General features: G+C 70.5%; 18 protein-coding genes. 8 read left to right on the forward strand and 10 right to left on the reverse strand.

The genetic code is table 11. The features are described 5' to 3' along the window. Positions 1–26 precede the first annotated feature (26 nt). On the reverse strand, positions 27–647 hold the full coding sequence (locus B2K11_RS01205) for an antibiotic biosynthesis monooxygenase (RefSeq protein ID WP_239525561.1): 621 nt from the start codon (positions 645–647) through the stop codon (positions 27–29). 102 nt (positions 648–749) lie between these two features. Here B2K11_RS01205 and B2K11_RS20560 point away from each other — a divergent pair, with 102 nt between their 5' ends. The 3 genes from B2K11_RS20560 to B2K11_RS01220 all read left to right on the forward strand — a co-directional run bounded on the left by B2K11_RS20560 (position 750) and on the right by B2K11_RS01220 (position 5866). Further along, positions 750–1079, forward strand: coding sequence for a resolvase (locus tag B2K11_RS20560; RefSeq protein WP_239525564.1), 330 nt, complete (start codon positions 750–752; stop codon positions 1077–1079). An 847-nt stretch (positions 1080–1926) separates the two neighbouring features. Next, positions 1927–3810, forward strand: a complete 1884-nt coding sequence (locus B2K11_RS01215) for a DEAD/DEAH box helicase (RefSeq protein WP_163616033.1) — start codon at positions 1927–1929, stop codon at positions 3808–3810. Positions 3811–4087: 277 nt separating this feature from the next. Further along, positions 4088–5866, forward strand: coding sequence for a glycosyl hydrolase family 18 protein (locus B2K11_RS01220; RefSeq protein ID WP_163616034.1), 1779 nt, complete (start codon positions 4088–4090; stop codon positions 5864–5866). A gap of 128 nt (positions 5867–5994) precedes the next feature. Here the strand turns inward: B2K11_RS01220 and B2K11_RS01225 are convergent, their stop codons facing one another. After that, on the reverse strand, positions 5995–6657 hold the full coding sequence (locus B2K11_RS01225) for a TetR/AcrR family transcriptional regulator (protein ID WP_163616035.1): 663 nt from the start codon (positions 6655–6657) through the stop codon (positions 5995–5997). 70 nt (positions 6658–6727) lie between these two features. Between B2K11_RS01225 and B2K11_RS01230 the strand changes: the two genes are divergently transcribed. Next, positions 6728–7657: an alpha/beta fold hydrolase gene (locus B2K11_RS01230; protein ID WP_163616037.1), complete on the forward strand. Its 930-nt coding sequence runs from the start codon at positions 6728–6730 to the stop codon at positions 7655–7657. 69 nt (positions 7658–7726) lie between these two features. Here B2K11_RS01230 and B2K11_RS01235 read toward each other — a convergent pair whose 3' ends face one another. After that, positions 7727–9895: an intein-containing Rv2578c family radical SAM protein gene (locus B2K11_RS01235; RefSeq protein WP_204259968.1), complete on the reverse strand. Its 2169-nt coding sequence runs from the start codon at positions 9893–9895 to the stop codon at positions 7727–7729. A gap of 119 nt (positions 9896–10014) precedes the next feature. On the opposite strand from B2K11_RS01235, the gene B2K11_RS01240 reads away from it, so the two are divergent. Further along, positions 10015–11385, forward strand: coding sequence for a M15 family metallopeptidase (locus tag B2K11_RS01240; protein WP_163616039.1), 1371 nt, complete (start codon positions 10015–10017; stop codon positions 11383–11385). Between the two features lie 209 nt (positions 11386–11594). Continuing rightward, positions 11595–12758, forward strand: coding sequence for an acyl-CoA dehydrogenase family protein (locus tag B2K11_RS01245; protein ID WP_163616041.1), 1164 nt, complete (start codon positions 11595–11597; stop codon positions 12756–12758). A gap of 183 nt (positions 12759–12941) precedes the next feature. Here B2K11_RS01245 and B2K11_RS01250 read toward each other — a convergent pair whose 3' ends face one another. From B2K11_RS01250 to B2K11_RS01270, 5 genes are all read right to left on the reverse strand, one after another. Further along, a complete protein-coding gene (locus B2K11_RS01250) occupies positions 12942–13469 on the reverse strand; it encodes an ECF transporter S component (protein ID WP_239525567.1) in 528 nt (175 codons plus the stop codon). 80 nt (positions 13470–13549) lie between these two features. After that, the gene (locus B2K11_RS01255; RefSeq protein WP_163616043.1) at positions 13550–14425 is read right to left on the reverse strand and encodes a siderophore-interacting protein; all 876 of its coding nucleotides are present in this window, start codon (positions 14423–14425) and stop codon (positions 13550–13552) included. A 72-nt stretch (positions 14426–14497) separates the two neighbouring features. After that, a complete protein-coding gene (locus B2K11_RS01260; protein ID WP_163616045.1) occupies positions 14498–15349 on the reverse strand; it encodes an energy-coupling factor transporter transmembrane component T in 852 nt (283 codons plus the stop codon). Beyond that, entirely contained in the window at positions 15346–17235 is a 1890-nt protein-coding gene (locus B2K11_RS01265; protein ID WP_163616047.1) for an energy-coupling factor transporter ATPase, read from the reverse strand. Before B2K11_RS01265 ends, B2K11_RS01260 begins: the two co-directional genes overlap by 4 nt. Positions 17236–17331: 96 nt before the next feature. Next, complete coding sequence (locus B2K11_RS01270) at positions 17332–17883, reverse strand: ECF transporter S component (RefSeq protein ID WP_163616049.1); 552 nt, start codon at positions 17881–17883, stop codon at positions 17332–17334. Positions 17884–18119: 236 nt separating this feature from the next. Here B2K11_RS01270 and B2K11_RS01275 point away from each other — a divergent pair, with 236 nt between their 5' ends. Then, the gene (locus B2K11_RS01275; RefSeq protein ID WP_163616051.1) at positions 18120–21041 is read left to right on the forward strand and encodes a S8 family serine peptidase; all 2922 of its coding nucleotides are present in this window, start codon (positions 18120–18122) and stop codon (positions 21039–21041) included. Between the two features lie 129 nt (positions 21042–21170). On the opposite strand, the gene B2K11_RS01280 is transcribed toward B2K11_RS01275, so the two are convergent. Both B2K11_RS01280 and B2K11_RS01285 read right to left on the reverse strand, forming a co-directional pair. After that, positions 21171–22163 carry a pirin family protein gene (locus B2K11_RS01280; RefSeq protein ID WP_163616052.1) on the reverse strand — a complete coding sequence of 331 codons (993 nt, stop codon included), beginning with the start codon at positions 22161–22163 and terminating at the stop codon, positions 21171–21173. A 13-nt stretch (positions 22164–22176) separates the two neighbouring features. Continuing rightward, complete coding sequence (locus B2K11_RS01285) at positions 22177–22497, reverse strand: GNAT family N-acetyltransferase (protein ID WP_163616054.1); 321 nt, start codon at positions 22495–22497, stop codon at positions 22177–22179. A gap of 173 nt (positions 22498–22670) precedes the next feature. Between B2K11_RS01285 and B2K11_RS01290 the strand changes: the two genes are divergently transcribed. Then, positions 22671–23510: a GDSL-type esterase/lipase family protein gene (locus B2K11_RS01290; RefSeq protein WP_163616056.1), complete on the forward strand. Its 840-nt coding sequence runs from the start codon at positions 22671–22673 to the stop codon at positions 23508–23510. Positions 23511–23650: the final 140 nt, after the last annotated feature.

The raw sequence follows: 23650 nt of genomic DNA on the forward strand, positions 1-23650 counted from the left end.
GCTCGGGCTGACGGATGTCGCGCCGCTCAGGCGCCGCGCTGCAGCCAGGGGCGCAGCATCCGTGTCACCCATGGCAGCACCGCGTACGTCATCACCGGGGTGAGCAGCACCGTCGTGAGCAGCACGCGCGCGATCAGCGGCCATTCCGCGAACCCTGGAACGAAGCCGAGGAGCCACGACGCGAGGAGATTCGTGGGGAAGAAGCCGAGCCAGATCGTGACGGCCTGCTTCCAGCGCGCCGGGGCGGGTGGGATCGGCTGCTGGACCGGTCCGGTGGACGGTGCCGTGGAGACAGCCGGATGCCGCGACTCGACGTTGGTCGCGAACGGAGCGTCGAACCACCCCTCGATGCCGGTGCGTCGCTCGACCCGGACCTCGTTCGCGAAGGCGCGGCCGGACTCGAGCCACCACGAGCGCTGCGGCGAATCCTCCCAGGCCTCGAGGGTCGGGATGTCGCGGAAGCGGTAGAGCATGTACCAGAGGTCGCTGCTCTCGCCGGCACGGACCCAGCCGGAACCGAGGAAGCCCGCGAAGCCGGCGGCGAGATCGGTTCCTGCCTGCATCCAGCTCGTGGCTTCTGCGGTGCGGGAGGGGTCGATGCGTCGTTCGATCGCAACGGTGATGGGGTGGGCCACGGGGTCTGCCATGGCATCCATTCTGCGGTGGTGCGGGCGTCCGCGACGCGCCGGCGGGCGCCGACGGATGCGGGCGCCAGTGTGCGGGGAAGAGCCAGCAGCCAGGCGCCCATCGTGACGAACGCGACCAACTCGAACAGCGCGAGCGTGATGAACCCGGCGGTCAGCACGATCATGCCGACGGCGAGCAGCGCGACGCAGAAGACGGTGATGCGGCGGAACCGTCGGCTGCGACCGGGGATCGCGAGGCCGGTGGCGACCGTCGCAAGGAACGACAGCCCCAAACAGGCCGCGATGATGTCGTGCATGACGACGCTCACCGGAATGGGAACGAGCCCCACGCCGGTGAGGTGGAGGCCGGCCGACACGATCGACCCGCGGAAGCCGCGTGCCCTGCGGCGGCTCATGCCGGCGGGAAGCGCAACCGCGACCAGCACGCCGTAGGCAGCCAGGAAGAACCCCGAGAAGATCACGATGGTGTTGAACGTCCGGCCGGAGAAGTCGGAGTGCGTCCCCAGCTGGGAGAAGTGGTGATGCCACCACGTCGGGTCATGGCTGGCGAGCAGTGAGACGAGCACGCCGACCGGGAGCGAGAGCACGGCGAGCCGTCCGACGCGGTGCGCGAGGAGCGACGGGTCGGTGCGGACGGGCGCTGTGCCCAGCCTCGGCAGGTCGGCGTCATCGGCGGTCGAGGGCTCGGACACCCTCGGCGGCGAGGCTGCCGTGCGGCGGGACGCGGCATGCGCGCGAGCCGGTCGGGCGGCGGGCGCGATCGCGCGAGGCGCCGCGGCTTGACCGCTGGTTGCGTCGAAAAGGGTCGTGGGAGGCATTCGACTCACGATCGGTTCTATACGACGCCCCCGGTGTGCCGACATCCCCCAATAGACCCCGACCCCGGGGTCCGCCGGCTCTGACGACAATTCCCCAGTTCAGCAGATAGCGCTGATCAGCAAAAAACGCTGTTCAGCCGCGAGCCGCTGAGTCAAACAGTAGCCCGGCCTCCAGGGAGAATGTCCGGCTGATGGCGAATCGATTCTGCGCTCGCGCTCAGCGGCTGTGCAGGCGGCATTGGTACGCTGGCGCGGTCGGCTCTGGACAACGCGTTATGCGCGGATCGGGTTTGTGAGTCTTTGGGGCCGATGGTCTGGGCGCGTCCGCCCTGACGACCATCACATCGAATGGCCCCCGGCCGACGAACAGTCCGGGTAACTCCTCGCCGCCGTGGGCGGCATCGCACGCACGCGCGCGGGGGAGTGCTGTTCCGCGAGAACAACCCAGAGAAGGACAAACCGTGCCCAAGAACAAGAAGCCGGCCGGCGGCCGCCCCGCCAAGAACTTCGAACCCCGCTACGGCGCGAAGTCCAGCTACCAGGATCGCAAGCGCCGCCCGGGCGAGTCGTCGGCGGGTCAGACAGGCAGCCGCAGCGCCGGCCACCGCGGCCACCGACCCGAAGAGGCGGATGCCTCGCCCAAGCGCCGCTGGAACGCCCAGGAGCGTGCCGGCCGCGGCGAAGCCCGCGCGATCCGCACCCACGCCCGCGACGACCGTCCGGCGCGTTCGTACGACGATCGTCCTCGTCGCGATGACCGTCCTGTCCGTTCGCAGGGTGACCGTCCGGCGCGTTCGTACGACGATCGTCCTCGTCGCGATGACCGTCCTGTCCGTTCGCAGGGTGACCGTCCGGCCCGTTCGTACGACGATCGTCCCGCGCGTTCGCAGGGTGACCGTCCGGCGCGTTCGTACGACGATCGTCCTCGTCGCGATGACCGTCCGGTCCGTTCGCAGGGTGACCGTCCGGCGCGTTCCTACGACGATCGCCCGCGTAGGGATGACCGTCCCGCCCGTCCGCAGGGCGACCGTCCTCGCCGGGACGGCGCAGCGAACCGCTCGGATTGGAATGCCCCCGCGCGCACGGCGGCGTACGAGGCCCACGTGGACGTCGTGCACGAGCGCCTCCAGGCCGAGGCGATCCAGGCCGACAACGTCGCCGAGGCGACCTTCGGGGACCTGGGGCTCGGCGACAACATCGTGCGTGCGCTTGCCGATCTCGGCGCGGCGTCGCCGTTCCCGATCCAGGCAGCGACCATTCCGCCGATCCTCCACGGCAAGGACGTGCTCGCGCGCGGCCGCACCGGGTCCGGCAAGACCATCGCCTTCGGTGCGCCCCTGGTCGAGAGCGTGCTGCGCTCGCAGGCCGGCCAGCGCCGCGAGTTCGCCCGCGCGCCGAAGGCGCTCATCCTGGCACCGACGCGCGAACTCGCGCTGCAGATCGACGGCACGATCCAGCCGATCGCGCGCAGCGTCGGCCTGTTCACCACCCAGATCTACGGCGGCGTGCCGCAGGGTCGTCAGGCAGGCGCGCTGAAGAGGGGCGTCGACATCGTCATCGGCACCCCTGGCCGCATCGAGGATCTCGTCAACCAGGGCAAGCTCGATCTCTCCGAGATCCGCATCGTCGTGCTCGACGAAGCCGACCACATGTGCGAGCTGGGCTTCCTCGAGCCGGTGCAGCGCATCCTCCGTCACACCGCCAAGGGCAGCCAGAAGCTGCTGTTCTCGGCCACGCTCGACCGTGAGGTGGCGGCGCTCGTCGACGAGTTCCTCGTCAAGCCCGCCGTCTACGAGGTGGCCGGCGAAGACCAGGATTCGGGCACGATCGAGCACCGCGTGCTCGTGATCGAGCACCGGGAGAAGGCCGAGATCCTCGACTCGCTCGTCGCGCGCGAGGGCAAGACTCTCGTCTTCGCCCGCACCCGCGCCTACGCCGAGATGCTCGCCGACCAGTTCGACGACGCCGGCATCCGTGCGGTCGCGCTTCACGGGGACCTCAACCAGGCCAAGCGCACCCGCAACCTCGAGAAGCTCACCTCTGGCCGGGTCAACGTGCTGGTGGCGACGGATGTCGCGGCTCGAGGCATCCACGTCGACGACATCGATCTGGTCGTCCAGGCCGACGCACCCGACGAGTACAAGACCTATCTGCACCGCTCTGGGCGCACCGGCCGCGCCGGACGCTCGGGCACCGTGGTGACGCTCATCACGCGTCAGCGCCGCCGCCGCATGGGCGAGCTGCTGGACCGCGCCGAGATCGACGCCCCGTTCGAAGAGGTCGCCCTCGGCGACGACCTGCTCGAGGAGCTCTCGGGCCGTCAGCTGTCGCACGTCGACCGCTGACGCCGGTCGAAGCGGCTCCACCTGATGGTGGGGCCGCTTCGTCGTCCGGTCGCGACCTCGACCTCGACCTCGACCGCTGATCAGCCTGCGCGACGAACGGCGATCCGGCGGCTGGGAGCCCCGCTGACCGGCGTCGATCAGCAGCACCGGCGAAGCGCAGCGTATTCGGCTCTTCCGGCGAAGCGTGGCCGCGTGCCAGAATAGGCATCAGGTAATTTGTTAGGACGGTTACCTAAATCGTCTCGACGTCCTCATCCCCGCAATCGAAGGAGCTTGTGTGTCGATCCCCAGAACCCCGGCGCTCTCGGCTGCCGTCATCGGCGCGCTCGTCGCGGGCCTGTTCGCGGCATCCCCCGCCGTCGCCGCCGCGGACGAGCCGACCCCCACCACGACGGTCAACGGCTACCGCAACGTCGGGTACTACGGCCAATGGCGTGCGACCGGAGAAGCCCAGGCCACGATCAAGCGCCTGTTCGTCGACGGCCCCGCCGGCGAGAACCTCACCCACCTCAACTACTCGTTCGGCAACATCGCCGGTGACGAGGAGGCGCTCGACGCCGCGCGAGCGGCGGGGGTGCAGGGCCTCGACGACGTCGAGCCGTATACGTGCTTCATCTCCGACACAGCCGCGCCCGGTCCCGGCCAGACCGACACCGCAGGCGACGCCGACAGCGACTTCGTGCACGCCTTCACTGCCGACCAGTCCGTGCTCGGCATCGCCGACACGAAGAAGCAGAAGCTTGCCGGCAACTTCAACCAACTCGCGCAGCTGAAGCGCTTGCACCCCGACCTGAAGGTCAACGTGTCACTCGGCGGCTGGTCATGGTCGAAGTCGTTCTCGAAGGCCGTCGCGACGCCCGAGCTGCGCGCCGGCCTCGCCGCCTCGTGCATCGACCTGTACATCCGGGGCGATCTTCCGGTGATCGACGGTCGCGGAGGCCCGGGAGCGGCAGCGGGGATCTTCGACGGCTTCGATCTCGACTGGGAATGGCCGGGCGCGCCGGACTGGGCGCAGGAGGTCGGCAACACCGTCGACCCCGTGAACGACAAGGCGAACTTCCTCGCGTTCGTCCAGGAGCTGCGCGCGCAGCTCGACGCCGTCGAGGCTGAGACCGGGCGGGACTACGAGCTCTCGGCGTTCCTTCCGGCCGGGCCGACGCAGATCGCGGCCGGCGGCTGGAACGATCCCGAACTGTTCGAGTACCTCGACTACGCGAACCTGCAGGGGTACGACCTCTGGGGCTCGTGGACGCCCGAGACGGGCCATCAGGGCAACGTGTACGGCGACCCGGCCCACAACTGGGGCCTCGGACTGGACACGGTCGTCGCGTCGTACGTCAACGCGGGCGTCGACGCGTCGCAGCTGAACCTCGGCCTCGCCGCCTACGGACAGGGGTGGAAGGATGCCGAAACCCAGCCGTGGACCGCGTCCGGTGGGGGCCTCGGCCAGATCACGTGGGACCAGCTGAAGCTGCGCGATCTCGAGGTCCACCATGAGCAGACCGCCGACGGCCGCTTCAATGCGACGTGGGGGTACGACGCCGCGGCGCGCGAGTTCTGGTCGTTCGACGACGAGGTGGCGGTGGCCGAGAAGACCGCGTGGGCTCTCTCGAAGGGCTTGGGCGGCGTCGACTTCTGGGAGATCGGCAACGACGTGGCCGGCGACCTGTCGACCGCATCGGCCGGGGTGCTGCGTGCGGCGGCGCCCGGTCCGGTCGCGGGCGCGGAGCTGGTCGTGTGCGCGGAGACTCCGGATGCCGCAGCCGCGCCGTGGAACGCGCAGACCACGTACCGCGGGGGAGCGCTCGTGCACCTCGACGGCCGCGTGTTCGAGGCGCAGTGGTATGCGAAGGGCGACGAGCCAGGAGTTTCGGTCCGTGGACCGTGGAGCACCCTCACCGCCTGCGGAACCGATCCGGCGACGGTGCAGGGCTGGTACGCCGACCGCATCTACACCCAGGGCGATCAGGTCGTCTACGACGGGGTGACCTATACGGCGCAGTGGTGGAGCCGCAACGATGTGCCCGGTGCCAAACACGGACCCTGGAGGAGCTGACCAGCGGAGTCCAAGGCGGGCGTCCCTCGGGGCGCCCGCCTTCGCATGCCCGGGTGGGCGTTCGGGTGGGCGTCGTGTGGCTTCGCCGCGGTCGTTGCCGCGCGTCGTGACCCCTGAAGCCGTGGCGATCAGGCGGCTGTGGTGGCGCCGATCGACGCGACGAGCGCGGGATCGGCGCCCAGTGAGGAGAGGCGCGCGCGCAGCGCGACCTCGGCGCGACGGTACGGCTCGTCGCTCACGTAGAGGAGCGAGCGCGTGTTGGCGGCCTCGAGGAACGACACCATCTCGAATGTCAGCTGGCGCGCGTCCTCGAGCAGGGGCAGCTCGCCGGCTGCCATCGCGTGCTCGATGCTCAGGGCGAGGTAGTCCTCCCATTCGCCCGATGCGGTGACGATCGCGTCTCGGACGATGCCGGGTCGCGCGTCGAACTCGACCGAGGTCGCGGCGAAGAAGCATCCGCCGCTGAAGACCCTGTCGCGCGAGTACGCCAGCCAGTCCGCCAGCAGTGCGCACACACGCACCAGCCCGCGGGGGGTGCGTGCCCGCGCCGGCGCGACGACGCGATCGATGAACACCTCTCGCGCGGCGGCGACGACGGCGAGCTGCAGCTGCTCCTTGGAGCCGAATAGCGTCGCGATGCCGCTCTTGCTGTGCCCCGAGGCATCCGCCAGTCGTCCGATCGTGAGCCCGTCCAGACCATCGACCGTCGCGGTGTCGACGGCGTGGGCGAGCACCGCTCGCCGCGACTCGTCGCCGCGCAGGCGGCGACGATCAACTGGGGCTTGTGTCACGCGCTCAGGTTACCGTACGATCGTTCGTATTCATAAGTACGATCGTTCGTATTCATCGGATCGGAGCACCATGAATCTCGCATTGACCGCCGCAGGCGCGACAATTCGCGGCCTGGCCGCCGTGTCTCCAGGGTGGGGCGCCACCGTCGCGATGCCCCTGTTCGGGTCGGTCGCGGCGCCGCGGCCGGTCCAGGCGGACGAGGAGCCGACGATGTGGCGCGCGCGTCGCCGCACCGTGCGGATCGACGGCGTCCAAGGCCGGGGTGTCGAGGTCGACACCTACGAGTGGGGCAGCGGCGCGCGCACCGTGGTGCTCTCGCACGGCTGGAACGGCCGCGCGAGCCAGTTCGCTCCGCTCGTGCGCGAGCTGGTCGCGGCGGGCTATCGCGTCGTCGCGTTCGATGCGCCGGCGCACGGTTCGTCGGCAGGTCGACGCACCTACCTGGTCGACTGGCTCGACACGTTCTCCGCTCTGCAGGAGCGCCACGGGGCCTTCGATGCGATGATCGGGCATTCGTTCGGCGGCCTGGCGACGCTCGTGGGCGTGGCCGGCGGAACGGATGCCGCACGCGTCGTCACGATCGCAGCTCCCGCAGACGCCGACCTGCTGCTCACCCAGTTCCAGGGAATGCTCGGATACTCCGACGCGGTGTCCGCCCGCATGCGCGAGCGCTTCGCGAGCCGGTACTTCCCCGGACAGGCTGATCCGTTCGCGTGGTTGTCGGGTGTTCGGCGGCCGCTCCCCGGCGGCGTGCCGCTGCTCGTCGTCCACGACGACGGCGATCGGATGGTGCCGTACGCCGAGGCCGGCCGCATCATGTCCGCGAATCCGCACGCCCGTCTGCTCACCACGACCGGGCTCGGGCACAGTCGCCTCCTCGCGGCGGACGCCGTTCTCGACGCGGTGCTCGAGCATCTCGAGGCGTCGTCCAGCGAGAGGAAGGTTCCGGCCCCGCAGGCTGAGGTCGAGGGGCTGACCCGCGTGCCTGTCGCGGCGTAACGCCGTAGGTCTCTGTCCGCGCGTGAGCGTAGTCCCACCGTCCGTGCGGGTCGGCGTGTGCGCAGCGGGTCAGAACAGGCGAGCGGATGCCTCCTCGCCGGGTGTGAGACGTGCCGCTGCCGCTCGCAGTGAGGTGGCGGCCGCGCGTCCACGCGAGGTCGTGACGATCGGCGGCGTGCTGCGGGCGTCGGCGCGATCGGCGAGGCCCGAGACCGGAGCACCGCGCGGACTCTCGTCTTCGGCGCTGCCGTCGAGGCCGTGCACGCGCAGCAGCGGGCGCACGCGCCTGGCGAGCCACACGCGGTAGGCCTTCGGGGCCGTCGTGGTCGCGCCCGGGTAGAGCCCTCGGTACGACGACACGAGTTCGGGATGCCGCTCGGCGAGCCACTGCAGGAACCACTGCTTCGCACCCGGCCGCAGATGGAGCGCGCCGTACACGACCCGCACCGCACCTGCCTCCTTGATGCGGGTGAGCGCGTGGTCGATCGCGGTGATCGAATCGGTGAGGTGCGGGATGATCGGCATCAGGAACACGGTGACGCGGAAGCCCGCCTCGGTCGCCGCCCGCACCGTCTCCAAGCGCGCGGTGGCGTTGGGGGTGCCGGGCTCGATGAGGTGCTGCAGCTCGTCGTCGAACACCGCGATCGACATCGCGAGGGTCACGTGAACGTCGGCGGCGGCATCCTTCAGCAGCGGCAGGTCTCGCCGCAGCAGCGTGCCCTTCGTGAGGATCGAGAAGGGCGTCCCCGACTCGGTGAGCGCCGAGACGATGCCGGGCATCAGCTTGTAGCGCCCCTCGGCGCGCTGATACGGGTCGGTGTTCGTGCCCAGCATCACCGGATCGCGCTGCCAGCTGCCGCGCCGCAGTTCTTTCTGCAGCACCTCGGCGACGTTGACCTTGACGACGACCTGAGTGTCGAAGTCGCGCCCCGCGTCGAGTTCGAGGTACTCGTGCGTCCCCCGGGCGAAGCAGTTGTGGCTGATCACACCGTTCGCGATGAAATCGCCGGTCGACGTCGTGATGTCGACCATGTCGATGGTCTCGCCGAGATCTTCGATCGAGACGACGCGAAGCGGGGCGTCGGACTTGACGGCGGCTCCGACGAGATCCAGCTTGCGCGTAGTCGCGGGTCGGGTGAGCTCGAAGAATCGTCGACGAGCGGGAAGACCCCCGAGGAGCCGGATATCCCGCACGCCGTTCGGCCGCGGCGGTTCCTCTACGAAGGCGAACTGATGCCGGCGCAATGCGGCGCCGATCTCAGAGAGGATCCGCGCATCGGAGTTGGAGATTCGCAGCACGCCTTGACTGCAGCTTCCTTCCGCATCGAAGATCCCGGCGAGGAAGCCACGCGACCATTCAGCGGAGGCCGACTCCGGCCAGCCGATCAACTCGGTGATGGCGTCGAAGTCCGCTGCCCGAGAGGTGAAGATCGCGTTCATCTCCCGCCGGCGAACAGTCGCCGTGGTGAACATCCGCTGGGTGGTCTTCACGCCTGCGGCTTCCAGGAAATCGCGCGACCGATCAAGTGCCTCTTCATCGGCGAGCGCCAGCCGGAACCGGCTCGCCACAAAGGTGCCCCTGCCGGTCGACCGAGGGTACGACTTTCTCAGCATCATCGCGTCGCCGCGAATCATCCCGCTGAGATACCCCTGGCGATAGGCGCTCGTCTCAGGGGGAGTCTCAACGACGCCCCCCATGCCGAAACCCATGAGCTTGTTGTTGGGTGTCAGGTAAGGGCGCTGCGGCGCTCCGGACGGCGCCGGGCGGACGTACTTCCACCCCCGTTCGGTCAAGAAGCGGTGGTCGCCGCTCGCGATCAGCTCGGTGCCATCGGCGAGACTCACACGGTAAGCGCGCTTGCGCGTGCCCCACTGTGCCGACACGGTGGCCCGCACGTAGCGGCGGTACGCTCCCTCGCGACGGGTGCCGATCACTTCATCACCGGCACGGATGTCGCCTATCCGCTTGCTTCGTCCGTCCGCCATGAGCACGACCGTGTCGGGATGCAGGCAGTAAACACAGGCATGACTGCATCCGCGATACGGGTTCACCGTCCAGTCGAAGGGCATGGCGGAAGCGCTCGGCACGTGGTTGAGCGCGGACTTGCAGAGCACCTCGTGGAACGTCACGCCGGCGAACTCGGGGGTCGTCACCGAGCGCACCAGACCGTTCAGCTGCTCGAGGCCGGGGAGAGCCGCGGCATCCGGCACACCCAGTTCCTGACCCTGCCAACGCATGCATCCATGAGAACAAAGCTTCGAACTTAAGTCAAGGCGCAACTCGCCTGAATAGAACATCAGCGGAGTGGATGCCGCCTCGCTGGCCAAAAGGCGCCGTCACGACCAGAATGGCAGGCGTGACGGAGCCAGGCGGGCTCGTTACCCCCCGAGCCGCCCCCGAGACTCGTCGTGCCGCCCGAGCGATGCGCGAGGAGGCGGATCGTCGCGCCCGCGCCAGCCAGGCGGCCCGCGCGAACGAGGCGGCCCGTGCGACGGAGGCAGACCCCGCCCCCGAGGCCGTGGTGGCGTTCGAGCTGCCGAGCGAGGACTTCGCGCCGAGCTCGCTGTCGGACGCGGCTCCATCGACGCTGCCCCCCGAACTCCGCCCGCCCGCGCCGACATCGGTGTTCGCCGGCGACCCGCTGCCGGGAGCATCGGCCCACCACGGGACGCCTGCTGCGAACGTGTGGCCGCGTTCCCGGCCTGCGCGTCAGCGCCGCCCGGCGATGAGCGAGCGCCGGGCCGCCCGTGCCGCCGAGCTGCTGGCGGTCGACGAGACCGCGCTGCCGGTGCAGCACGCACGGCCTCGGCGACTCACGCGGCGCCTCGCCGTCGTGGCGGGGCTCGCCACCGGCGCGGCGCTGCTGCTCGGGTCGGCGGCGATGACCGCGATGATGCTGCCTTCCCTGCCGCCGGAGGGCGCCGAGACGTCCCTCTCGGTCGCGGTCGAGCCGCGCCACGTCGATCAGCTCCCCGTTCCCCTGGTCGAGCAATCGCCTCCCGCCGCCGACATCTGCGCACTGCCCGACGTCACGTCGGCGCTGCAGGGCGGCGATGACGAAGCCGCGATCGAGGCGGCCGGCGGCGGCGAGGCGTTCCGTGCGGCCGTCGTGGAAGGCCGGGCGCCCTGCGTGGACCTGGGCGACGCCGTCCGCGTCTGGACCGTCGTCGACAAGATCCGCCCCCTGAACCCCATCGACTACCGCCCGAGCGGGCTCGTGCTCCCCGACGGGGTGCGCAACATCGAGGGCGGCGCGCTGCGTTCGGACGCGGCATCCGCTCTCGCGTCGCTCGTCAACGGTGCCCGCGCGGCGGGTGTCGGCGAGATCGCGCTCGAGAGCGGGTTCCGGTCGTACCAGACGCAGCAGCAGACCTACGGGCGGCATTTCGCCGAGCGCGGGGATCGCGCCGACCTGGTGAGCGCCCGCCCCGGCTACAGCGAGCACCAGCTCGGGCTGGGCGCCGATGTCGTCGCCTGCGCGGGCGCATGCGGCTCCCTCGACGATCTCGCGCGGACAACGCAGGGCCAGTGGGTCGCCGAGCACGCCTGGGAGCACGGCTGGATCGTCCGCTACGTCGACGGGGCGACCCCGGTGACCGGATACAACCCCGAGCCCTGGCATCTGCGCTACATCGGCCCGGAGCTCGCCAAGGCCTATCACGACGGCGGCTGGACCTCGCTCGAGGAGTTCTTCGCGCTCGACCCCGCTCCCGCCTACCTCGGCTGACCGCCGGCTCTCTCTGACGGTCGGCGCGCCCGCTGCCCGGTTGCGTCTCCGCGTCGTCTGCGCGGCCCCGAGCGCGTCGTCGGCGCCGGGATCGCGGCATCCGTTCGATGAAACTGAGTACCATATGCGGTGAGATGCAATTCCAACCGGGGATCGTCTCCACACACTCGAGCTCAGCGAAGAGAAGACCGACGAGAGGAAGGCGCACCATGGAGCGCGACATCTACGACGAGGATCACGAGGCGTTCCGCGACGTCGTCAAGGAGTTCGTCAAGCGCTACGCGACGAACGAGGCGCGCGAGCGCTGGGACGCCGAGGGCGAGATCGACCGGGCGACCATGCTCGCGGCCGGCGAGTCGGGCCTGATCGGCCTCTCGGTGCCCGAAGAGTTCGGCGGCGCCGGCATGCTCCAGGACTATCGCTTCCGCACCATCGTGAACGAAGAGGTCATCGGCGCCGGCGCGGGATCGCTCGCCGGCGCGTTCGGCATCCAGGACGACCTCGCCGTGCCGTACATCGTGCACATGGGCACGCAGGAGCAGAAGGAGAAGTGGCTCCCGCGCATGGCGACCGGCGAGGTCCTCGGGGCGCTCGCGATGACCGAGCCCGGCGCGGGCAGCGACCTGCGCGGAATCAAGACCACCGCGAAGCGGGTCGAGGGCGGCTACGTCGTCAACGGCGCCAAGACCTTCATCTCGAGCGGCAAGACCGCCGACATCGTGGTCACCTTCGTCAAGACCGGCGAGGGCAACCGCCCGGATGCCTTCAGCCTGCTCATCATCGAGAACGGCATGGACGGCTTCGACCACGGCAAGAAGCTCCACAAGATGGGCTCGCACGGCCATGACACCGCCGAGCTGTCGTTCAGCGACGTGTTCGTGCCCGAAGAGAACCTCATCAGCGGCAAGGAGGGTCAGGGCTTCATCCAGCTCATGATGAACCTGCCGCTCGAACGTCTGTCGATCGGCATCGCCGCGGGCGCCGCCTCGCAGGCAGCCCTGGCCTGGACCGTCGACTACACGAAGAGCCGTGAGGCCTTCGGCGAGCGGATCATCGACTTCCAGAACACCCGCTTCAAGCTGGCGGATGTCGCCACCACCGTCGACGTGATGTGGGCGTACCTCGACCGGGCGCTCCTGGCCTACAAGGACGGCAAGCTCTCGGCCGAAGAGGCGGCGAAGGTCAAGTTCTGGACGACCGAACGCGAGTGGGAGATCCTCGACACCTGCGTGCAGCTGCACGGCGGCTACGGCTACATCACCGAGTATCCGATCGCCCGCGCGTTCCTCGACGCGCGCGTGCACCGCATCTACGGCGGCACGAACGAGATCATGCGCGAGATCGTCGGCCGTCAGATCGCAGGCAAGCGCTGACCCGGTTCTGAACGACGGATGCCGCGGCCCCGGCCCTCTCGCGAGGGTGCCGGCCGCGGCATCCGTCGTTCATCCCCGCATTCACCGCGCCGGTGTCGGCGTCACGAACCGCCCGTCGCGCGGCGCACCGGGGGCGGAAGGCGACTGCGGAGCTCAGCGCTCAGGGGCGGAAGGCGGCGGAGCTCAGGGGGTGAGGGCCGGGCGGCGGCGGGCGAGCTTCGCGACGCCGGCTTTGCGCAGGCGGTCGGCGACGAGGATGCCGAGCGCGACGCCCGCGACGCAGCTGGCGATCGTGAGGGCGAAGAACGTCACGAGGGTCCAGAGCGGCATGGCCGCGAGGTTGAACGACGCCGCGGCGAAGATCGGGTAGACGACTCCGACGAACACCGCGCCGGCGTAGTACTGCCAGGTGCGCCAGAAGCGGTAGAGGCCGACCAGGAACGCCAGCTCGGCGAAGAACGCCCACCACACGGCCGCGCCGAGGAACGGGAAGACCACGAGCCCCGAGATGACGCCGACGAGGATGCCGGCGAAGGGCCGCTCGAGCAGCCGCAGCGCGACGGTCGCCGGGAGCAGCCATAGGCCGGCGATCGCGACCGAGATGAAGGGGACGGTCGCGAACAGCACCGTCGAGATCCAGCCGGCGCCCCAGAGCATCACGCCGCCGGCGACGCCGATCGCGGCGCACGTCAGCAGGTACGCGGTGGTCACGCGGCCGCGGTTCCGTGCGCGCCCTCGCGTCGGTGCGGGGGCCGGCGAGGCCGGGACGGCTGCCGCTTCGTCCGCACCGCTCACGAGTGGGCCTCCGCCGTGGCGCGCTGCGACTTCGGAGCGGGCGAGGCGGTTCCGATGCGCCAGTAGCCGCAGAAGCTCACGTGGTCCTTCGAGACGCCGCGCTCGCCGACGAGGTGCCGGCGGCCCTCGGTCGCGAGAGCCTGCTCACCCACGGTGTACGCATGGAACGGGGCATCCGGAAGCGATGCCTGCTTCAGCGCCTGCAGTGCGAGGGTTCCCGCCGCGACGTCGTGATCGCGCACGATCCACTTCACCGTGAGGCCGTCGGGCCGGGGGAAGTCCAGCGCGTCCTCGGACGAGGGCACCTCGACGATCGCGATGCCCGTCGCGTGCGCCGGCAGTGAGGCGCAGATGCCGGCGACGGCGGGAAGACCCGTCTCGTCGGCGACGAGCACGACCCGATCCGTGCCGCGGTCGGGGTTGAAGGTCAGGCCCTCGTCGATGATGACGACGCTCTCGCCCGCGCGGCAGGACTCCGCCCACCGCGACGCCGGACCCGCCGTGCCGTCGGCGGCCGAGCCGTGCAGCACGAAGTCGACGTCGATCTCGGCGGGGGCGTCAGCCGTCGCGGGGCGATAGGCGCGCACCGTGTAGTTGCGCATGACCGGTCGCACGCCGTCGGGGATGCGCAGGTACTTGAGGTACCCGAACATCTTGTTCGCCTTCGCGGGGAGGCGATCGAGGCCCTCGTCGCCGCCGAGCGGGAGGAAGAGGCGGAACCACTGGTCGTACCCCATCGGGCGGAACCGATCGATCTCGCCCCCGCCCAGCGTCACGCGCATCCAGTGCGGTGAGAGACGCTCGGTGCGCAGCACCTGGAGGTGGACGAGGCCCTGGGTGTCGGGCTTGACGAGTCGGGGGACCGGGGCCATGTCAGTGCTCCTTGTTGACGGCGGGGGTGTCGAGAACGGCAGGGATCTTGCGAGAGGCAGGGGTGGCGAGGGTCATGACAGACCCCACGGGAAGAAGGCGGTGAACAGTGCAGCCGAGACCGCCCAGAACGCGATGATGAACACGGTGTCGCGGCCGCGCCACGGCACGATGTACCGCTCGGTGCGGTCGGGGTGCGCGCCGAACGCGCGGGCGTCCATCGCGAGGGCGACGCGCTCGGCATGACGGATGGCGCCTGCCATGAGCGGCACGACATACCCGAACCACCGCGCGGCCGCTGCCAGCGGGCCCCGGCCGCCGTGGGCGCCGCGCACGCGGTGGGCTTGGCGGATGACGTCGAGCTCGTGCCCGAACCGCGGCACGAAGCGGAAGGCGGCCAGCGCCGTGTAGCCGATCCGGTACGGCACGCGCAGCTGCTGCACGGTCGCCCGCACGAGGTCGGGCCCGGTGGTCGAGAGTCCCGCGATGAGCGTGAGCGCGACGATCGCCGACAGCCGGAGGCCCGTGGCTGCGCCGACGGCCAGCGCGCCGCCGTACATGGTCCAGCCGCCGATCTGCCACACCACGACGGACTGGTCCACGCGGGACGCGTCGGTCCACAGCGCGAACCCGAAGCCGATCACGACAGCGCTGACCGGCAGCGCCAGGAAGAGCACCGCCGCCAGCCGCCGGGTGAAGTCGACGCCCACCAGCAGCACCGCGTACGCGAGCAGCAGGAACGCGGCAGGGGTTGCGGCATCCCTCACGAACACCAGCAGAGCCATCGCCGGCAGCGGCGCGGCCAGCTTCGCGAGCGGGTTGAGCCCGTAGAGGAAGCGGATCCCGGATGCCGCGACCCGCGGCGCGTACGGATCGACGGACGAGTGCGTGGCCGTCGCCGCGGTGAGCGGGCCGGTGTCGGTCATGCCGCCCCTCCGGTGGCGTGCGGTGCAACCGGGCGAGCGGCGCCCGGAAGGTCGGCGAGGCGCGCGACACGGGAGAGCTCAGGATGCCGCTGCACGCCCTGCAGCGCGCGGCGCAGCGGCGGCGGGCGCAGGCCCGCGCGGGCGATCAGCGCGTCGTCGGCGAAGATCCCGGCGGTGGGCCCCGCGGCGAGCACCCGGCCGTCGGCCAGCACGACGGTGCGGTCGGCGTAGTCCGTCACCAGCTGCATGTCGTGCGTCACCACGACGATCGTGGTGCCCTCGGCGTTGAGCTCCGACAGCAGCGAGAGCAGCTCGTCGGCACGGGCCCGATCCTGGCCGAAGGTCGGCTCGTCGAGCACGAGCACCGGCGCACCGGCGACCAGTGCCGTGCCGACCGAGAGTCGCCGCTTCTGTCCGCCGGACAGGAGGAAAGGGTGGCTGTCTGCCTTGCCGGCGAGCCCGAACCGCTCGAGCAGCTCGAGGGTGCGCGTGCGCACGTCGTCGTCGGGGAGGTGCAGCCGGCGGAGACCGTGGGCGATCTCGTCGAACACGGTGTGCGCGATGAACTGGTGCTCCGGGTTCTGGAACACGAAGCCGATCCGGGCGCTCAGGGTGCGGGCATCCGCGCGGCCGATGTCGAGCCCGTCGACGTGCACCGTCCCCTTGGGCGGCGCCACCACGCCGGCGAGGGCCTGGATGAGGCTCGTCTTGCCGGCGCCGTTGGCGCCCACCACGGCCGCGAACGCGCCGCGGGGGACGTCGAGGTCGACGCGGTGCAGCACCTCGTTGCGCCCGCGGCGGAGGGTGAGGTTCCGAACCGTGATGAGAGGAGCACCGGAACTGGTCGTTGAGCGAGCCTGCGAGTCGAAACGCCCCGGACCGACGATGGACGCGGGTTCGGCGCGTTTCGTCTCGCTCGTTCCTCGCTCGCTCAACGACCGGGGCGCGGTGCCCACGGGTGGGTCTTCCGCCTCCAGGGCGGCACGCAGCTCGTCCGGTGTCAGGGGGAGGGGGTCGAGTGCGAAGCCGGCGCGGCGCAGCCGCAGCGCGGCGATCGTCGACACCGGCAGCCACACGCCCATGGCGTGCAGGTCTTCGGCGCGCCCGCGCAGCACCTCGTCGATGCTGCCGTCCGCTGCCAGGTGACCGTCGTGATCGAGCACGACGACCCGGTCGACGAAGCCGGCGGCCGCGTCCAGATTGTGCTCGACCAGCAGGATGGCGCGATCGCCGGCCGAGACGAGCTCGGCGAGTGCGGCGTAGACCTCCTCGATCCCGGCCGGGTCGAGGTTCGCGGTGGGCTCGTCGAGCACGAGCAATGGCGATCCCATCGCGAGCGCGCACGCGATGGCGAGTCGCTGGCGCCCGCCGCCCGACAGCCGGTCGGGGTTCTCGGACCGCCGCTCCCAGAGGCCGACGCGGCGCAGGGCGTCCTCGGCGCGCGCCAGCACCTCGGCGACCGGCATCCGCAGATTCTCGGGTCCGAACGCCACCTCGTCGAGCACCGTGCCGGTCACGAGCTGGGCGTCGGGGTCCTGGAAGACCATGCCGACCCGGGTGCTGAGCTCCGCCACCGGAGTCGTCTGCGTGTCGAGCCCATCGACCTCGACGGAGCCTGTGACGTCCGCCGGCACCGCCTGCGGCAGCAGGCCGTTCAACGCCAGCGTCAGCGTCGACTTGCCCGATCCGCTGGGGCCGAGCAGCAGCACCACTTCTCCGGGAGCGATATCGAATGACACTGGGCCCACCAGGCCGGAGGCTCCGCTCGACGCGCCAGCGGCGAGTGGAGGGGACTGGGGGGATGCCGGAGCCGGCGTGGTCTCGCCGTCGTGGGTGATGCCGAGCTCGCGCACCCGCAGCAGCGGCACGGCAGAGGACACGGCCATCCGATCGTCGAGGGAAACTTAGCCTTCCCTAACTTACCCGGGTTCCCGCCGCCCACCAATCCGTCGAGTTCCGCGTATATGGGCGGGGCGGATGCCTCAGCTGCGGCTGCGGCGTGCGACACCGGCTCGGCGCAGCGCAGCGCCGATCGCGAGGCCCACCCCCGTCCAGGCCACAGGGCCGACGATGAACAGGGCGACGTAGACGATCTGTCCCCACAGCGGGAAGCGCGTGACGTCCGCCGCGAACCAGATCGCGACGGCGATGACCGCACCGACGATCACCGCCGAGAGGAAGAAGCGCCATGGCTCCCACCGCTGGTAGCGGGAGGCGGCGGCGATCAGCTCCTGCAGCGCCCCGATGAGGAGCGCGGTGCCGATGTAGCGGCCGATCCACAGCGGTACGACGGCGCTGGCGACGAGCGCGGCGACGAGATGGGTGATCAGCGCGACCCACGGTCGGCGGAGCAGCTCCTGCGCGACGACGCCGGGCAGCACGTGCACGCCGAGCACCAGGCCGTAGAGGATCGGCGCGCCCGCGGACACGAATCCGCTGAGGGCGCCGGCACCCGCCTGCAGCACGCCGGTCGCGACGCCGATGGCGGCGCAGGTGAGCAGAACGCTCGTCGAGATCCGGGTTCGGGCAGCCACCTGCCCAGGTTACTGGGACGAAGTGGAACGTTTCTCACAAAGCTCTCATTTACTGAGATTCGCCTGACAGTTACGTTTGAGGTCGCTGCGCCCCAACGAAGCGGCGCAGCACTCCCCAGCAATCAACCTGGAGGCCACAGATGGGTCGATCCTCCCTAAGAGCAGCCGCGGTCGTCACACTCGCCGCACTGTTCACGGGCACTGCCACAGCAAGTTTCGGCGCTGTACCCGGGGAGGTGAAGAACCCCATCCCGATCGACTCGCCCTCAGGCCGCTACATCGTGATGCTCAAGGATGCGCCCCTTGCGACCTACGAAGGCGGCGAAACCGGCATCCAGCGCACCAAGCCCGACAAGGGCAAGCAGCTCGACGCGCACTCCGCCAGCTCGCAGAAGTACGTGGCGCACCTCAAGAAGGAGCAGCAGGCTGTCGCCGAGACCGCGGGCGTGACGCCTGCGGTCTCGTATCAGGTGACGCTCAACGGCTTCAGCGCCGACCTCGACGCCGCTCAGGTGGCGAAGCTCTCGGGCGACAAGAGCGTGCTGGGCGTGTTCCCGGATGAGATCCGTCACCCGAACGCGGCCGTCCCCTCCACCGAGTTCCTCGGTCTCGGCTCCGGCGACGCCGGCACCGGCGGCGTGTGGGATGCCGTGGGCGGCGTCGGCGAGGCCGGCAAGGGTGTCGTCGTGGGTGTGGTCGACACCGGCATCGCGCCGGAGAACCCGCTGTTCGCGGGTGACAGGCTCACCGGCAAGGCCGGCGCCGCGCCGTATGTCAACCGCGACCAGGTCGTCTTCGCCAAGGCCGACGGCAACGAGTACCGCGCCCGTCGTGTTGCTGCGGAGGACCAGGGCTGGACGAAGGATCTCTACAACACCAAGCTCATCGGCGCGCAGTACTTCGCCGAAGGTGCGGCGGCTGCCGGTTTCGACTTCAGCTACGACTTCCTGTCGCCGCGTGACGGCGACGGCCACGGTTCGCACACCGCCAGCACCGCGGCCGGCAACTTCGGCGTGGCCGCATCGGTCGAGGGCATCGGCTTCGGCGAGGTCTCGGGCGTCGCGCCCGCGGCCAAGGTCGCGTCGTACAAGGCCTGCTACGTCGGCCCCGACGACCTCGTCACCACCGACGACATCTGCGCCCTGAGCGACCTGCTCGGCGCGATCGACACGGCGGTCGCCGACGGCGTCGACGTGATCAACTACTCGATCGGCGGCGGCTCGGCCAAGACCGTGCTCCAGCCCGAAGACATCTCGTTCTTCAACGCGGCCGCCGCCGGCGTGTTCGTCGCGGTGAGCGCGGGCAACGACGGTCCTGGTGCCGTCACGGCCGACCACGCCTCGCCGTGGTACACCACGGTCGCGGCATCCACCATCCCGACCTACGAGGGCACCGTCCAGCTGCCGAACGGCTTCCAGGCCGCCGGCGCATCGGTGAGCGTCCCGTTCGGACAGAGCCTCACCGGTCCGGTCGTGTACGCGGGCGACGTCGCGAAGGCGGGAGCCGCTCCCAATGAGGCGGCGCTCTGCTTCCTCGGAACGCTCGACCCGGCCAAGGTCGCCGGCAAGTTCGTGGTCTGCGATCGCGGCACCAACGCACGCGTGGAGAAGTCGCAGGAAGTGGCCGCTGCGGGCGGTACTGGCATGATCCTCGTGAACGTGACGCCGGGCTCGCTCGACAACGACTTCCACTCGGTGCCGACCGTGCACATCGACGCGCAGTACCGCACGGCGCTGCTCGACTACGTGCGCAAGACGGCCGGGGCCACCGCGACGCTCGTCGGTGACAACGTCACCGGCAAGGTGACGCCCACCCCGCAGGTCGCCGGCTTCTCGAGCCGTGGCCCGATGCTGGCCGACGGCGCGGACGTCATCAAGCCCGACGTCTCGGCTCCCGGTGTCGCGATCCTCGCGGCGACCCACAACGGTCCGCAGGAGGCGCCGACGTTCGGCTTCAAGTCGGGCACCTCGATGTCGTCACCTCAGGTCGCCGGTCTCGGTGCGCTCTACCTCGGTGAGAAGCCGCTGGCCGAGCCCGCCGAGGTCAAGTCGGCGCTCATGACGACCGCCTACAACACGGTCAACGCCGACGGCTCTGAGAACACCGATCCGTTCGCGCAGGGCGCCGGTCACGTCGACCCCACGAAGTACTTCAACCCGGGCCTGCTGTACCTCAACGGTGCCGCCGACTGGGCGTCGTACCTCGAGGGTGCACTCGGCGACGACCTGTTCGAGGACGTCGACGCGAGCGACCCGAGCGACCTCAACCTCGCATCGATCGGCGTCGGCACGTTCCCCGGCCCGCAGACGGTGACCCGCTCGGTCACCTCGACGCAGGCCGGCACGTTCACCGCGACGGCCGAGGTTCCGGGCATGGACGTCACCGTCGAGCCCAGCACGCTGACCTTCGGAGCAGCGGGCGAGACCAAGTCGTTCACGGTGTCGCTCACCAAGACCGACGCCGCCGTCGAGAAGTGGACCACCGGGTTCCTCACCTGGACGTCGGGCGCCACCGAGGTGCGGTCGCCGATCGCGGTGTTCCCGGTCACGGCAGCGGCTCCGGCCGACGTCGAGGGCAGTGGTGCCGACGGCAGCGTCGACATCGAGATCACCCCCGGTCTGACCGGCGAACTGGCGCTGAACGTCGCCGGCCTCGCGGCCGAGGACGTGCTGATCGACGGCACCGAGACGACCGGCGCCGCGGACGAGGGGTACTCGTACGAGGTGGTCCAGGTGACCGCCGGAACCGAGCTGGCGCGCTTCGCGCTCGACTCGTCCGACGACACCAACTCGGACCTCGACCTCTCGGTCTACCGCGTGGTCAGCCCGACCGACCTGCGGTACTACGAGCGCTGGCAGTCCGCGTCCTCCGCGGCCGATGAGGCGGTGCAGCTCATCGCGCCGACTCCGGGCTACTACCTCGTCGAGGCTCACGTGTACTCCTACACGAAGCCGTTCACCTGGCAGGCCACGTCGGCCGTCGTCACGCCGGGCGGACTCGGATCGCTCACGGCAGCCCCGAGCCCGCTGCCGGTGACCGAGGCGACCCCGACGGAGTTCAACCTGTCGTGGTCGGGCCTCGAGAGCGGCAACTACCTCGGCGTCGTCCGCTACGGCGACTCGCAGGTGCGCACCGTCGTCTCGGTCGACGTACCGTAACCGTTCCAGCAAGGAGAGGCGCCCGGGTTTCGGCCCGGGCGCCTCTTGCGTGTGCGGGACCCGCGCAAGCGGGCGTTGGGGGGCCGCGGCGCGGGCGGGCGCCGCGGGCGCGACCCCCGGACGGGTCGGCTAGAGCCGGCGGCGACGGCGCGTGAGCCGGACGGCGGGCATCGGCGGGGCGGGGATGCGCTCGTCGCCGTGGTCGACGACGTGACCGAAGCGCTCGGCTCCGGACTCCCATGCCTCTCGCGCCTCGACGATCTCTTCGTGGGAGCGGCCGACGAAGTTCCACCACATCACGACGTCGTCCTCGAATGGCTCGCCGCCGAGGAGGAAGAGCGTCGCGCCCGCGGCGCTCGAGATCACGACGTCCTCGCGGCGGGTGCCGAGATACATGAGGTGGGCGGCGTCGAGCGCGACCGCGTCGGCGATCCCCTCCTCGCCCGCGATCGCCGCCTCGCCATACACCGCGACCAGGGCGTGCTCCCATGCAGGATTCAGTGGCACGTGCACCGTCGCGCCGGCGGGGATCCGCACCTCGGCACCGACGATCGGCGTATAGACGGTCGCGGGCGAGGCGACCCCGGCCAGTTCGCCGAGCACGACGGTCGCTGCGCCTGCCGTCCCGGCCACCGCGGGCAGCGTCACCTCGGGGAGCACCGCGTGCTGCTCGAAGGCAGGGCCGCCGTGACGCCGCACCTCGGGCAGGGCGACCCAGAGCTGCAGGGCGTCCAAGGGAGCGGCATCCTCGCCCAGCGAGTACTCGGAGTGAGCGATCCCGGCGCCGCTGGTCATGAGGTTGAGCGCGCCCCGGCGGACGACGACATCGCTGCCGACCGAGTCGCGGTGGCGCACTTCGCCCTCGTACGGCCAGGTGACGGTCTGCAGTCCGATGTGGGGATGCGGCTCGACGCGCATGCGCGTCTGCTGCGGTCCGAACCGGTCGAGGAAGCACCACGCGCCCACGAGCGGCAGATCACGCTGCGGCAGCGAGCGGTGCACCGACATCGCGCGCACCCCGCCGAGCGGCACCTCGCGCGTCTCGATCAGCAGTGTTCGAGGGCCCGCGCATTCCACCGCCGATTCGGTGGCGACCGCGTCGTCGGCGTCGAGCCGGGTCATGGCGACGCCGTTCTCACTCGGGGTGCGGCTGGTCGGGCCACTCGACGGTGAGCCCGGGAACCTCGTGCTCGTGCAGATACTTCGCCACCACAGGGCAATGCGGCACGACGGTCTCACCGCGGCGCGCGGCATCCGTCATCGCCTCGCCCACGACTGCCTGGGCGAGGCCGCGGCCGCGGAAGGCCGGGTCGACCTCGGTGTGCGGAAAATGCAGGCGTCCGCGCGCGTCGGCGCGGAACACGGTGAATCCCGCGAGCACGCCGTCGACGTGCACCTCGTAGCGGCGGTCGTCTTCATTGCGCGTCACGAGTGGCTGCGCGTCAGTGTCGGTCACAGTAATCCTTCCGTCGTCGCTCTCAACGTACGGGCCCGCCGCGTGATTCCGCCAGCGGGAGTGCACGCGCACCCCTGGCGGGACGGATGCCACAGGTCTATCGTCGGCATCATCCGCGGTGTGCGCGGTTCGATTCGGGGGAATCGATCCTGTCAGGGATTCGAAGGGGAATCATGAAACGACGTCTACTGGCCGCGCTCGCGGCCGTCGCACTCGGAGCGGGCATGCTCGCAGCCGGTGCGGCCGGGCCCGCCATGGCCTCACCGCTCATGGTCGCCAAGCACGTCGCTCTCGGCGACTCGATCGCCGCGGGCCAAGGCGGTGGCGCCCCGCTGGACGAATGCGTCCGGACCGACGGCGGCTACGCGGCGCAGCTCGATGAGGAGCCGAAGTTCAACCTGCTGCGCAACGCCGCGTGCAGCGGCGCGACGATCGCGGACACCATGTCTCAGCTGTCGCAGCTGAACCGCGGGACGACTGTCGTGACGCTCACTGTCGGCGCGAACGACCTCGGTCTGGATCAGGTCTACGCGACCTGCTCGATCGCCGCTGCCGGCGGAGATCCCGCGCCCTGCCTCACCGCGATCCAGAGCGCCGTCACCTCGGCACCGGGGATCGTCGCTCCGCTCACGTCCCTGATCGGCGCGATCGCCGAACGCGCGCCGGACGCGACGATCGTCGTCACCGGCTACCCGTATCTGCTCGAGTCGCCGCCGGGCCTACCGCAGTTCGCTCAGGTCGCCGCGCTCGTCGCCGCGGTGAATGGTGCGACCGACGCGCTCAACACCGCCATCCAGGCCGCCGTCGCCACCGCTGCTGCCGGTGGTGTCGATGTCGTCTACGTGGACGTGGTCGACGCCTTCGCGGGGCACGGCGTGCAGCTCGTGCCGGGTGTGCCCAGCGATCCGTGGTTCGGAACCGACCCGGTCGGCGACCCGGCGGGCTACCTCCACCCGACGTACGAGGGGTACGCCGCCTACACCGACGTCATCCTCGAGCAGTTGGGACGCTGAACGAGCTGCGGCGGCAGCGCCGCAGCATCCGCCTTCGTCTGAGTCGTCGGGCGCCGCCACCGCTTCCCGAGTGGCGGCGTCCCTCGTCTCCGCGTCCCCGAACAGGCCCGCTTCGGCGGACTTCGTGACACGGGCGCGGA

This window comes from Microbacterium sp. B35-30, assembly GCF_010634855.1.
Lineage (GTDB): Bacteria > Actinomycetota > Actinomycetes > Actinomycetales > Microbacteriaceae > Microbacterium.